We start from the raw sequence: 12,535 nt of genomic DNA on the forward strand, positions 1-12,535 counted from the left end.
CACTCCTTCTTATTCGGTCTTGGACCATAGGCAAACGCCAAAGCGAAAAGCGGCCGAATAAAGACCGCCTCTCGCCTTGGCTTATTCATTTCAATTTTATGGCGCTATACTACGTTCCGGATTAGTTCCAGTGGATCGTCAGATCGAAAGCTTGCGTGTGAGGTCCGGCATTAACATAAAGCAATGTGTCAATATCTTCCGATGGATCGGAGTTAGTGAAAGTGAAAACAGAATCGCCGTTACCATTAATCGATTTGGATGCCGTTACAAATCCGGTAGTGCCGTTATCCGCTTGCAAGTCGCCATAGTTATCGCCAGCCAGTGTAATCGTTACTGTCGTTCCTGTCACATCTGCGTCACCGACGATATATCCGTTCACATGGGAGTTATAAGGCGAAGACGGATCTCCTTGGTAATAAAACTCGTAGGACTGGCTTGCTGCGAAAGCAGGAACGGCAAACGCAAGGGCAACGACAAACACGAGCAGCATCATCGAGAACGCTTTTTTCATGGACAAATTCATCTTCAACACACTCCTTGGTTTTTTAAAATTGTTTAATGGTATTCAGAAACTAAATAATGGCGTGGATTCGAGCTCTGCATCAGCTACCATAAATCAAATCAATCGTACCGGCCTTCACCCCTCTTTCTAGTTATCGTTGCCACAGAGAAGACAGATTTTATAGATAATGATAATCATTATCAATTAGTGAGTAAAAAAAAACTTCCTGCGGCTGAGAGGTCCTTGTTTCACGCGTTATAAACAGGTCCTCTTGATGTTTGAATCGCCGCTGACGTGTACATCGCCATCGACAATCCAATTTTATACACATTTTTAAAATACTGTCAACCCGCTTTTGGCAAAAAACTTTTTCGCCCCTGTTTCGAGGCATTGCTTTTTCCCGCTTTCCGGCTGCTTATTCACCGCATTTCCGGCGCATGGAAAACTCATACACAACCCGATGATACATACCGTATTTTCATGTGTCAATGCGCCTTATTTAAAGCAAAAATAGTCAAAATTACGGCTGCAGCCGGGAAAACGCCCGGTATACCTAGGCTTTGACAGCCCCAGGAAAGCTCGACCCGCAAGAAAAACGCTATCTATAATATTTCTCTATATATAAACGGATTGACTAAACAAATGATATTGATTATCATTCTCTTAAATGCCTAATGGCAGACTTGAATCGGTATGTTTCATACGAATCGATATTACGATATACTTACAGTAATAACCTCGCGCTCTCTTGAAGACTTCTCTGTCTGTACAAAGGGCTCTCGAAGATGATGAAATGTATTGGAGGACACATTGGCTATGGAATATCGTATTGTAAACAAACCGGCGTTCAAAGCAATCGGGTACGAGCTGCGCACATCGGTGCGCGACGGGGAAAATCAACGGCAGATTCCCGCCTTCTGGCAAGAGTATCTTCAGAACGGGTGGTCCTGCCGCATACCGAACCGCGTTCACGGCGACAATCCGGTGGAGCTCGGCATTTGTCACAGCTTCGATATGGAGTCCGGAACCTTCACTTATATGATCGGCATGGAAGCGGAGCATTTCGATCATGTCCCCGAGGAGCTCGCCTGCCGCACCTTCATGGGGGCCGAATATGCAGTATTTACGACGCCGCTCACAACGCCGGAGCTGTTCAGCTCTTCTATTCAGCAAACTTGGAAAACGATTCACGAACAATGGATGCCCTTCTCCGAATACGAGCACGCCGGCACGCCCGAATTCGAATGGTACGACGATCGCTGCGCTCCCGGAAGAACGCAGGTCCAGATGGACATTTATATTCCCGTTAAACGCAAGGGCGCTTAGAAGCCTGGTGAAAAAAGAGCGGAGGGGCCATTTGAATCTGGAAAAGCGTAAGCGATTAGCCTCTGCTCCCGGATTTCACCCGTTTCACTGAGTCAGCCATTCGAAAAAACCGGAGGCGGCGACCTGTAGATGCTTTCGCATACGCAGCAGGCGTTTTCCCCCCTTCTTTAGATTCACGGAAATCGCCCTGCGCTTCTGCCTGACCTATTGCACAAAATAAGATCCAATTGCTAAATCTTCGTTATACTCTCTGAAAAATGCGCTGTTGGAACAGCGTCAGCGGTCTCCCTTGTAGACGCTGCAGCAGCGAATGGAAGCTTCTATCGACCGCAGGACACGACGAATCACCTCGCTTCTTACGCTCCCCTTGAAGCGAACCCCGGCATCTAGACGATGCCTGCCCTTCCCTTGCCTCTTCCCATATATAAATTTATGGTATACACGGCCTGCCGCATTGAGTTTTGCGCCTGTTCAAGCTTATAATAGTACGAGAAAAAAGTTTACTTAGAAAAGGTGTCATTAATGAGCATATTAAATGTAGAACGACTCAGTCACGGCTTTGGAGACCGCGCCATCTTCAACGACGTCTCCTTCCGCCTGCTCAAAGGCGAGCACATCGGACTCATCGGCGCGAACGGCGAAGGCAAGTCCACCTTCATGAACATTATTACAGGCAAGCTGCAGCCGGACGACGGCAAAGTCGAATGGTCCAAGCGGATGCGCGTCGGCTATCTCGACCAGCATGCCGTGCTCAGTCAAGGGATGACGATTCGCGACGTCCTGAAGGGCGCGTTTCAATACCTGTTCGACATGGAACAGGAGATGAACGACATGTATGCCAAGATGGGCGAGGTATCCCCGGAAGAGCTGGAACAGCTGTTGGAGGATGTCGGCACGATTCAGGATACTTTGACCAATCAAGATTTCTATATGATCGACGCCAAGATCGAGGAAACCGCGCGCGGCCTGGGGCTGACCGATATCGGTCTGGACAAGGACGTCAACGATTTGAGCGGCGGACAGCGGACCAAAGTGCTGCTGGCCAAGCTGCTGCTGGAGAAACCGGATATTCTGCTCCTGGACGAGCCTACGAACTATTTGGATGAACAGCATATTGAGTGGTTGAAGCGCTATTTGCAGGAATATGAGAATGCATTTATTCTCATCTCGCACGACATTCCGTTCTTGAACAGCGTCATTAACCTGATCTATCATATGGAAAATCAGCAGCTGACCCGCTATGTCGGCGACTACGATCATTTCCAGCAAGTGTACGAGATGAAGAAGCAGCAGCTCGAATCGGCATACAAACGCCAGCAGCAGGAGATTGCCGACCTGAAGGATTTCGTCGCCAGGAACAAAGCGAGCGTCGCTACCCGCAATATGGCCATGTCCAGACAAAAGAAGCTGGATAAAATGGACGTTATCGAGCTGGCCAAGGAGAAGCCGAAGCCGCAATTTAACTTTAAGGATGCCAGAACGTCCGGCAAAATGATTTTCGAAACGCAAGAGCTGGTCATCGGTTACGACAGCCCGTTATCCAGGCCGCTCGATCTGCGTATGGAACGCGGGCAGAAGATCGCGCTGGTCGGCGCGAACGGAATCGGGAAGACGACGCTGCTGCGGAGCATTCTAGGCGAAATTCAGGCGCTGTCCGGCTCCGTCCGGCTTGGGGACAATCTCGACATCGGCTACTTCGAGCAGGAAATGAAGGATGCCAACTACAATACTTGTATCGAAGAAATATGGAATGAGTTCCCTTCGTTCACTCAATTCGAGGTTCGCGCGGCGCTGGCCAAATGCGGCCTGACGACCAAGCATATCGAGAGCAAAATTGCCGTGCTGAGCGGCGGCGAGAAGGCGAAGGTGCGTCTGTGCAAGCTGATCAACCGCGAAACGAATTTGCTCGTGCTCGACGAGCCGACCAACCATTTGGACGTGGACGCCAAGGATGAGCTGAAGCGCGCGTTGAAGGCGTATAAAGGCAGCATTCTGATGATTTCCCACGAACCGGAATTTTACCGCGACATCGTGACGGAAACCTGGAACTGCGAGTCTTGGACGACGAAAGTGTTCTAATTCGCTAACCAATATGGCCTGTTTGACCGCATCCGGTCAGGCAGGTTTTTTGCCGTACCCGTGCTCTGTGCTTCACGCTCCGCCGCCCGGCGTTTTTTGGTCTCGCAGGAAACCTATGGTATGATAAATAAGGAAACTACAACCATGGAGGAGGATCATCATGACCCAGCATATTTCCGACAGCACCGTTCTGAGCAATGGCGTTAAGATGCCGTGGCTTGGCCTCGGCGTATGGAAAACCAAGAACGGAGACGAAGTGATCCAGTCCGTTTCCGCAGCGCTGAAAGCAGGCTACCGCAGCATCGATACGGCGGCTGCCTACGGCAACGAGGACGGCGTAGGAGCAGCGATCAAACAAAGCGGGATTGCCCGGGACGAGCTGTTCATCACAACCAAAGTATGGAACTCGGATCAAGGCTTCGACTCCACGCTGAAAGCATTCGACGAAAGCCGCCGCAAGCTGGGCCTCGACGTCGTAGACCTTTACCTGATTCACTGGCCGGTCAAAGGCAAATATAAAGATACGTGGCGCGCTCTGGAGAAGCTGTACAAGGACGGCTCCGTCCGAGCGATCGGCGTCAGCAACTTCCATGTCCACCACCTTGAGGACGTTATGGCGCAAAGCGAAGTCAAACCGATGGTGAACCAAGTGGAGCTGCACCCCCGCTTAAGCCAACAGAAGCTGCGCAGCTTCTGCCGCGAGAACGGAATTCAGATGGAAGCGTGGAGTCCGCTTATGCAAGGCCACTTGGATCTGCCGCTGCTGTCCGAGCTGAGTGCGAAATACGGCAAGACGCCGGCGCAAATTATTTTGCGCTGGGATCTGCAAAACGGCGTCGTCGTCATTCCTAAGTCGATTACCGAAAGCCGTATCCGCGAGAACGGCAATATCTTCGACTTCGAGCTCTCGGGGGACGATATGACGAAGCTCGATGCGCTTAACGAAGACCACCGCTTCGGCCCCGATCCGGATAACTTTAACTTCTAGCTTAGGCTTGCCGCCTCTGCACTAGCAGGAAGCCGCCGTCCCCCGCGAGACGGCGGCTTTTTGGCGCGGCTGCCGCCTGTCCTTCCCCTGCAAGTACTTTTTTTATCCTCCAACACGTCTAATTGTCCAAGCGTCCATAATAGTAATTAATGTAGGAGTCATTTACTCTTGATTAAGGAGGAATCAGCCAAATGATGAACAACACGTACAACAATGCAGGAGCGCAGCAATTCGGCGGTTTCCCGGGCTTGCAGCAAGGCTTCGCTGGCCAGCCTACGGTCCAACGAGCTCCTGCAGCCGGACCGGCAGGGCCTGGCGGAGGATACATAATGCAGCCGCCCGGAGGTGGAGGAGCCCCCTCCCAGCAGATGATGCAGCCGGGGCTGCCCATCGAGCAGTCGTATATCGAGAACATATTGCGGCTTAATCTCGGCAAAATCGGCACGTTCTACATGACCTACGAAAACAACAGCGAGTGGAACGCCAAAATTTTCAAAGGCCGCATTGAAGCCGCAGGCCGCGATCACATTATTATCAGCGACCCGAAAACCGGCATGCGTTACCTGCTGCTGATGGTCAATCTCGATTACGTTACGTTCGAAGGAGAGCTGCAGTACAGCTATCCTTTCGCGCAGCAGCGGTAAACAGTTGCAGGCCGTGCCGATGGGCGGATAGGGATTCGCCCGCCCGGAATACCGCTTAACAGCGCTTGATCGCTGTAAAAAACGTTAAATGCTGCAAAAAATGGTTGAACAGCGCGTAATCGGACTGTTCAACCATTTTGTTATGCGGCCCCGATGTGCAGCCGCCTCTCGATTTCCTCCGCTCCGCCGCATTAAACCGGCCGACGCGACGAGCATTCAACCCGCTACGCTGGAATAACGCCTTATGCCGAAGGTCCATAGGCAGTAAGCCAGCGACATCGTGATAACGGCTGCGGCCGGCACGCCCCACATCGCCCAGCCGTAACTCTCCGGCCTCAGCAGGAACGCCGCCGGAAAGAAGCTGCCGAGCGCGTAAGGGATGACATAAGTCAGAAGCCCTCGCAGCAGCGGGTGAAAAATTTCAAGCGGATATCTGGTAAAATCGTAGAGCCAGTTCACCGGGTAGATGACCGAGCGCACCTCTTGAACCCAGAATGTCAGCACGCTGATCGTCAGCAGGACGGCGAACTGGATAACGGCGCTGCTCAGCAGCGCTATCACAACGTACAGCAGCGTCCCCGCCGTCCACTGCAGATCAAGATGGGCCCCGGCGAAGCCCATGATCGCAATGCCGGTCACTAGCTGACCGACGCCGTTCAATTCCTGCGAGCTTCCGATCGCCTGCAGCAGCACGCCCACGGGACGGATCATCATGATGTCCATTTGACCGCGGCGGATATACCCCGTTAACGAGAACGGAGCGTTGAAAAACGCTTGATTGATCGATTTGCCCGTAGCGGCGAGCCCGAACAAGAAGACAAGCTCATAAAAGCTCCAATCCGCCAGCTTCGGAATTTTCTGAAAGATGACCGTCAAGAAAAGCAGCGTGCTTCCCTGCGCCACAATACCGGCAACCAGCGCAATCAGCGTATCCGCCCGGTATTCGACGAGCGTTTTCAAGTAGACCTTGAGATATTGACCGTACAGCCCGGTTAAAAAGCCGGCTTGCTGCAGCCAATTTCGTTTGGGTACGAGCATCCCTTCTCACCCTCCATTGATCGTCAGCCTTTTGGCGGCTTTCATCCAGAGCAGCCGGCTGACCGCTATCATGATGAAAGCCCATACCGCTTGTTCCAGCAGCGCTTGCAGCATGGCCCCGCCGGATAACTTGCCTGTATAAATCGAGAGCGGGATATAAGCCATCGCTTGGAACGGCAAATATTCCATGATCGTGCGCAGCGTCCCGGGGAAAAACTCAAAGGGAATCAGCGTACCGGCGAATATATCGACGACGGCCCGCTTCGCCAGTTGTACGCCGAACGTGTTCGTCGTCATAAAGGAAATCATCATAATGATAGAATTGATGCTGAACGCCACCAGGAAGCCGATGCACAGACTCGCGGCGAATCCGAGAGCGGCGGCCGCATCCGGAGGCGGGGAAATGCCGAGTATGAAAATAAGCAGCAGCATGGCGGGCAGGTTCACCCAGAGCATCTCCACGGCGAAAAAGCCGGCCGCCTCTACGAATCGCTGCGCTTGAAAATCGACGGGGCGGATCAGGTCGAGCGCGATATCTCCGTTCCGCACCCTAGACGCCATCGCATAGGTCGGCGCGCGTTCCGCCGGAGACCAGCGGGCGAAGTTGATCGCTTGCCCCACCATAACGTAAGTGATCAGCTGCTCCCAAGGCAGCGCCGTTTCCGTGGAATACCAATAAATCGCTTTCCACAACATGTAGTACATAACGCTGAACATCAACGTCGAAATCAGCGTCATAACAAAATCGAACCGGAATTGCATGCGCTGGCGGACGGCAATCCGCGACATCCCGGCGATACGCTGAACGGCCTGCATCATCTGCCCGATCCCCCCACACTTGCCGCCGGCCGCCTTGCCCCCGAATCGATCCCTTCGCGGTAAATGCGGCTGATCAGCGCATCGATGCTCTCGTCCTGCATCGTCAAATCCCGCGGATTCGCCTTCTGCAGCAGGAGCCTCAGCAGCTCCGACGTATCCGTCGCGTGCTGGTCGTAGGTTACCCGGACCACCTGCTCTTCCGTATGGACGGCCACCTCGCGCATGCCGGCGAACACTTGAGCTGCGTTCGACGCCGCTGCGGGGTCGGAGAAGACCGCGCGGATTTGACGTTCCGTTGCAAAATGATCCCTAATATATTGGAGACTGCCGTCATAGATCAGCTTTCCCTTATCGATGATCATCGTTCGATGGCAGAGCCGTTCAATATCGTGCATGTCGTGGGTCGTCAAGAGCAGCGTGACTCCTTGCTCGCGGTTGATGCTCTCAATAAAGGCGCGGATTCGCTCCTTGGCTACGACATCCAGACCGATCGTGGGCTCGTCCAGAAATAAAATATCGGGATCGTGCAGGAGCGCCGCCAAAATTTCACACCGCATCCGCTGCCCGAGCGACAACGTTCTTACCGGCCGCTTCAGCAGATGCGACACCTCCAGAAGCTCCGCATATTCCTTCAGATTGCGGTGATAGCGCTCCCATGAAATGCTGTACATATACCGCAGGAAATCAAACGAATCCTGAACCGGCAGGTCGAACAACAGTTGGCTTCTCTGCCCGAATACGACCCCGATTTGATAGCTGCTCAGCTTGCGGTTTCGGTGCGGCACCCTGCCGGCTACCCGAAGCTCCCCTCCGCTCGGTTCCAATACCCCCGTAAGCATCTTGATCGTCGTCGATTTGCCGGCTCCGTTCGGTCCGAGATAAGCGACGCTTTCCCCGCGTTCGATCGTGAAGGAAATATCTTCGACAGCGACTACTTCCCGCTTCTCCGGTCTTACGAGACTAAGCATCGTTCCGAACCTGCCTTCCCTTCTTACGTTCATTTCGAACACTTTGCGTACATGATTGACTTCGATCAGCGGCACCTGTCTCATCCCCCCATAATGCTTAATGAATCGTGAAATGTATTATAGCATCTTTTACATTATTTGGTACATTTATTTTTTATAAGGGAGCGGCATGATGTCTAGGCAATAAAAAAGCAGCATAGCTTTAATCCATTTCAGTGGAAAAATAAATGAGGTTCTCTCTGGATAACGCTTTTTGAATTAATTTTTCATCGTAACCATACTGTTTTAACGCTGCCAATATGGATTGTACTCTATCGGCTCGTTTTCGTCTTAAGTTCGATTCCAATTGTATTTCTAAAGGAACCGTAGGAACTGTGTGCCTTCCAAAGGTTACGTTCCTACAATGGCTCCATATGAATCGCCCGCCTTCCCAAATTCCATCCCCGTCCAATGAATCGGGAATACCCGCCGAATTCGATATTTGAACGACTTCAACTTTGAAATCTTCTATCCGCCAACGCCCCTTTGTCCATGTGAACCCCGACCCGAAGGTTTGTGTAAAAATCGGCTCTTCCAACGAAGATAACCATTGATCCCCGTAAGGCAGCTCGCATCTGGACACCAGCGAAAAATCTTTAAGCAGGTGTGCAAATTGCGCAACGTCCGCTTGGTTCTTCACATAAATATCTACATCGCCCGGGATCATATCGCATCCCTGCAAAACCGAACCGACCGAGCCCACTAATATCCATTCCAAATTTGAATTTGATTCTAAAAGCTCACATATCTTCAATAAAGCTTTTTCCCAGCTAGCCATCAGCTTCACCTCCTCAATAAAAGAAACGCTAAAAAAAGCGTCAAAACAGATCATTAAACATTCTAGGGACGACCATTATTTTCCTGCGTCAGCAGTTATTGAACATGACGGCCCGGCAAATAAAAAATGAAGCTGCCGGTAATGTACGCGGCAGCCTGTTGTCGTTCTTATTCCGTTTCCAGTTCCATTAAAAGCGGTCTTGCTTACCGTCTTATGGCTAAATGGCTTGCCAAAGCTTACAACAATTCTTATTGCCCTGCGGGAGCGGGGGCGGGAGGAATTCCTGCGGCGGCTTGCCCCGCAGCCGGCTGGGTTGCCTTGCCGGAAGGGGGCGCCGCCGTATTCAACCGGTTCGCCGCCACCATGATCCGGCCCTCCGTCGGCCAAAACTCCTTCAGCTGCCGATCCAGCGCGGCAAACTGCGGCAGCGCGGCGAAGCCCGGGCTGCGCATCACTTGGTCCCAATACGGCATCGCCTGCTTGAAATGCTCATTGGCCGTGTAGACGAGCTGATTGACCCAGATGTTAACGGACCGCGGAGCATAGCCTCCGGTGACGAGCAGGCTCTCTACGTACCCTTGACAACGGTGATGGAAATACTCGCCAGTTTGAAAAAAATGCTGGAATCCGCTCCATGCCGGAGGCAGCGCGCCTCCCCCGGCTCTCGTCAAGTGAAACGACGTTTCCCGGATATGCTGTATGCTGACGCTCAGCTGCAGCAGCAGCTTGTATACTTCGTCAAATTCGGTTGAATATTGCCGGTTGTTCATTGCCATCGTTCAAAACTCCACCTTTGCCTATGGATACTTTTACTATATGTGCCCACACGGCAAAAAGTGAAGCCTACCGCCGAATTCTTGCCCCTGAATCCCCGCCGCCGGTCGTATGCGATCAGCCGCTCCCTGCACAATAGATGATATCCATCAGACCGGGACTATTTGCGCGCAACCAGCTCCAGCATATCGCCGATAATCCGGTAGTGGGCGGAAGCCGAATATTCGCGCCACGGGCTCGACGGGACGATGCTCACTTTATGAGTGCGCACCGCCCTCAAATCCCGCCACGCCGGAGACTGCCGCAGCGCTTGCCAGCCGGCAAGCGAGACGGGCTCCTGCCGGATCATCACAAACAAGCGCTGGGCGTCCAGCTCGGCCAGCCTTTCTACCGTCACCGGCTGCACCGGCTGAGCCGCACCGGGATCGCAAGCCGGCCGCAGCTGCAAATCGCCGTACAGCACTTCTCTGACGCTGCGGCTGTTGTACACGTTCACGGTCCGCTCGTTGAAGCTCAGGATCAGGCAGGATTCATCGCCGATTTCCCGCTCCAGACGTTCCCGGACTTCCTTGACCTTTTTCTCGTAGCTTTGCAGCCAAGCCGCCGCTTCCCCTTCTTCCCTTAACGTTTGCGCGGTCCACAGCAGCTGCTCCCGCCAGGTCGCCTTTGAAGGAACGAAATAGACCTCTCCGAGCCGCTCAAGCAGCTCCCGCTCTTGGCCGCCGACCGTATCAGGGCTAAGAATAAGATCGGGAGGCTGCAGCCGGAGCTTCTCGATATTCGCCTCCCAGTCTTGGTTAAACCGGTAGGCGCTCAGATGAACCGGGATTTCGGAGCCGTACATCTTGTAATAATATCCGGTCCATTTCGGATGAAGCGGCGCCGCGTAAGGGATCATTTTCAGAGCCAGCAGCTGGCCTGTGATCGGAATCTGGTACGCGGCGATTTTGCGCCGTCTGCTGTTCATATAGACGGTCGGAGAAACGCCCGTCTCCTGCTTGAACTTGCGGCTGAAATAATATTCGTCGCTATAGCCGATCTGCTGGGCCAAATCCTTCAGCCGGTGATCGGCTTGGCTCATCAGCTGCTTGGCCCGGTTCATCCGCAGCAGGGTCAAATAATCCGTAACCCCGATATCATACGTTTTTTTGAACAAATCGACGTAATATTTAGGACTTAAGCCGGTCATGCCGGCCAGCTGTTCCACCGATATTTTCTCATGAAAATGCGCGTCCATATACCGCTTCGACAGCTCCAGCCCGGATCGGGCGCCGCGATCCGAGCCGTACAGGCTGTGCTTCATAAGCAGGTACAGCAATTCCTGAAATGCCGACTGGCTGCGGAACCGCTCCAGCGGGTCGCCGGATTGCCAATGGCCGTACACCGTATCGCATAAGGTTACAATGGGCGCGGTTACCGGAACTTGAGCGCTTCCTTGCTCGGGATACAGCGGAGCCGCTCCACCTTGAAAATACGCCGTACCCGCATCCGGCAGACGCTCTTCCCGGAACACGTCAAAGCTGAGCACAAAAAGCCGCACCCCTTCGGCGGCCTCCGACATAATGCCGATCGTATCGCCCGGATTCGCCGTGTACGCCGTATTGGGGCGAAGCAAACCTTCGTCCTCGTTCAGCTTCAGCAGTCCTTCGCCGCCGGATACGACGATCAACGTATACGAATTAAGCAGCCGCTGCTCGACCAGGCATCCTTCTCCCTTGAGCAGCTCTGCGCCGCGCAGTCTGAACGCCGTTTCGTCCAGCGTCGGCGGGCCCGCTTCTCCTTGAAATTCACTGTAAGTTATCATGGCCCTCTCTCCCGGCGATGACTGCTCTTGCAAGCAAGCATCACATGAGAATCATTATCATTGATCTCATTGTAATTCAAAAAGAACAGCCCTTCAATACCAAAATAACCCAGCCTAGCGGCTGGGTCCTTGTCGAAACCGATACGTTTGTGCATGCAGTGGGAATTGGATACGGGGTTCCAACCGCTGTTAAAGTCGTGTGTTGTTCTGCTCTACAACCCACAAGGCCGCATCCAGCAAATCATCGGCCACGTAGTCCGGCTCCGTTTGCGCCCAACTGTTGCGGTAACGTCCGATGGAGCCTTCTCCCCAGCCCGTTCTGACCAATATTTTCGTAGCGCCTACGGCCGCTGCGGCCAGTAGATCCGTCGAGCCAACGTCGCCGATGACGATGCATCGGGTCAAATCGAGGGCATGCTCCCGCGCGGCGCGGAGCAGCATCCCCGGCGCCGGCTTATGGCAATCGCAACCTTGATTCGGTTCATGCGGGCAAATATACGCTTGCTCGAACCCGAGCTTTGCGAACTCCTCGTAAAAATCTTCTTCGGCCGCTTCGCCCCGGGAAATTCTATGCTGATTCGTAAATGCGAACAGGCGAAGTCCTGACGCCCTGAGCATGCCGATAGCTTCCTCCGAAAAAGAATACGGGCGAAACTCCTTCGGGTGTACGAAATGCCCGTTCCCGCCGATCGTACCGTCTCTGTCTACAAAGACCGCCTGATACTTCATCCCCATCTCTCCCTCATCGGCATATTCGAATCCTATGAACCCCATAT

12 protein-coding genes are annotated in these 12,535 nt (G+C 53.2%); 4 read left to right on the forward strand and 8 right to left on the reverse strand.

The genetic code is table 11. The features are described from left to right. Window positions 1-121: 121 nt before the first annotated feature. A complete protein-coding gene (locus N0M98_RS09185) occupies window positions 122-523 on the reverse strand; it encodes a hypothetical protein (protein WP_259617631.1) in 402 nt (133 codons plus the stop codon). A gap of 795 nt (window positions 524-1,318) precedes the next feature. On the opposite strand from N0M98_RS09185, the gene N0M98_RS09190 reads away from it, so the two are divergent. From N0M98_RS09190 to gerQ, 4 genes are all read left to right on the forward strand, one after another. After that, entirely contained in the window at window positions 1,319-1,828 is a 510-nt protein-coding gene (locus N0M98_RS09190) for a GyrI-like domain-containing protein (protein WP_249861699.1), read from the forward strand. A gap of 522 nt (window positions 1,829-2,350) precedes the next feature. Then, the gene (locus N0M98_RS09195; RefSeq protein WP_249861698.1) at window positions 2,351-3,907 is read left to right on the forward strand and encodes an ABC-F family ATP-binding cassette domain-containing protein; all 1,557 of its coding nucleotides are present in this window, start codon (window positions 2,351-2,353) and stop codon (window positions 3,905-3,907) included. Between the two features lie 160 nt (window positions 3,908-4,067). After that, a complete protein-coding gene (locus tag N0M98_RS09200) occupies window positions 4,068-4,895 on the forward strand; it encodes an aldo/keto reductase (protein ID WP_259617632.1) in 828 nt (275 codons plus the stop codon). A 194-nt stretch (window positions 4,896-5,089) separates the two neighbouring features. Further along, a complete protein-coding gene (gene gerQ / locus N0M98_RS09205) occupies window positions 5,090-5,539 on the forward strand; it encodes a spore coat protein GerQ (RefSeq protein WP_375295466.1) in 450 nt (149 codons plus the stop codon). A gap of 216 nt (window positions 5,540-5,755) precedes the next feature. On the opposite strand, the gene N0M98_RS09210 is transcribed toward gerQ, so the two are convergent. From N0M98_RS09210 to N0M98_RS09240, 7 genes are all read right to left on the reverse strand, one after another. After that, complete coding sequence (locus tag N0M98_RS09210) at window positions 5,756-6,577, reverse strand: ABC transporter permease (protein ID WP_249861695.1); 822 nt, start codon at window positions 6,575-6,577, stop codon at window positions 5,756-5,758. A 6-nt stretch (window positions 6,578-6,583) separates the two neighbouring features. Continuing rightward, window positions 6,584-7,396, reverse strand: coding sequence for an ABC transporter permease (locus N0M98_RS09215; RefSeq protein WP_249861694.1), 813 nt, complete (start codon window positions 7,394-7,396; stop codon window positions 6,584-6,586). After that, window positions 7,393-8,448 carry an ABC transporter ATP-binding protein gene (locus tag N0M98_RS09220; RefSeq protein ID WP_259617634.1) on the reverse strand — a complete coding sequence of 352 codons (1,056 nt, stop codon included), beginning with the start codon at window positions 8,446-8,448 and terminating at the stop codon, window positions 7,393-7,395. Before N0M98_RS09220 ends, N0M98_RS09215 begins: the two co-directional genes overlap by 4 nt. A 118-nt stretch (window positions 8,449-8,566) precedes the next feature. Beyond that, window positions 8,567-9,181, reverse strand: coding sequence for a nucleotidyltransferase family protein (locus tag N0M98_RS09225; RefSeq protein WP_249861692.1), 615 nt, complete (start codon window positions 9,179-9,181; stop codon window positions 8,567-8,569). A 248-nt stretch (window positions 9,182-9,429) separates the two neighbouring features. Beyond that, window positions 9,430-9,957, reverse strand: coding sequence for a hypothetical protein (locus tag N0M98_RS09230; RefSeq protein WP_249861691.1), 528 nt, complete (start codon window positions 9,955-9,957; stop codon window positions 9,430-9,432). A gap of 158 nt (window positions 9,958-10,115) precedes the next feature. Then, complete coding sequence (locus tag N0M98_RS09235) at window positions 10,116-11,759, reverse strand: ABC transporter substrate-binding protein (protein WP_259617635.1); 1,644 nt, start codon at window positions 11,757-11,759, stop codon at window positions 10,116-10,118. 189 nt (window positions 11,760-11,948) lie between these two features. Further along, window positions 11,949-12,533, reverse strand: a complete 585-nt coding sequence (locus tag N0M98_RS09240; protein WP_259617636.1) for an HAD-IIIA family hydrolase — start codon at window positions 12,531-12,533, stop codon at window positions 11,949-11,951. Between the last annotated feature and the right edge of the window lie 2 nt (window positions 12,534-12,535).

The sequence above is a fragment of the Paenibacillus doosanensis genome (assembly GCF_025060755.1).
Classification (GTDB): Bacteria; Bacillota; Bacilli; order Paenibacillales; family NBRC-103111; genus Paenibacillus_S; species Paenibacillus_S doosanensis.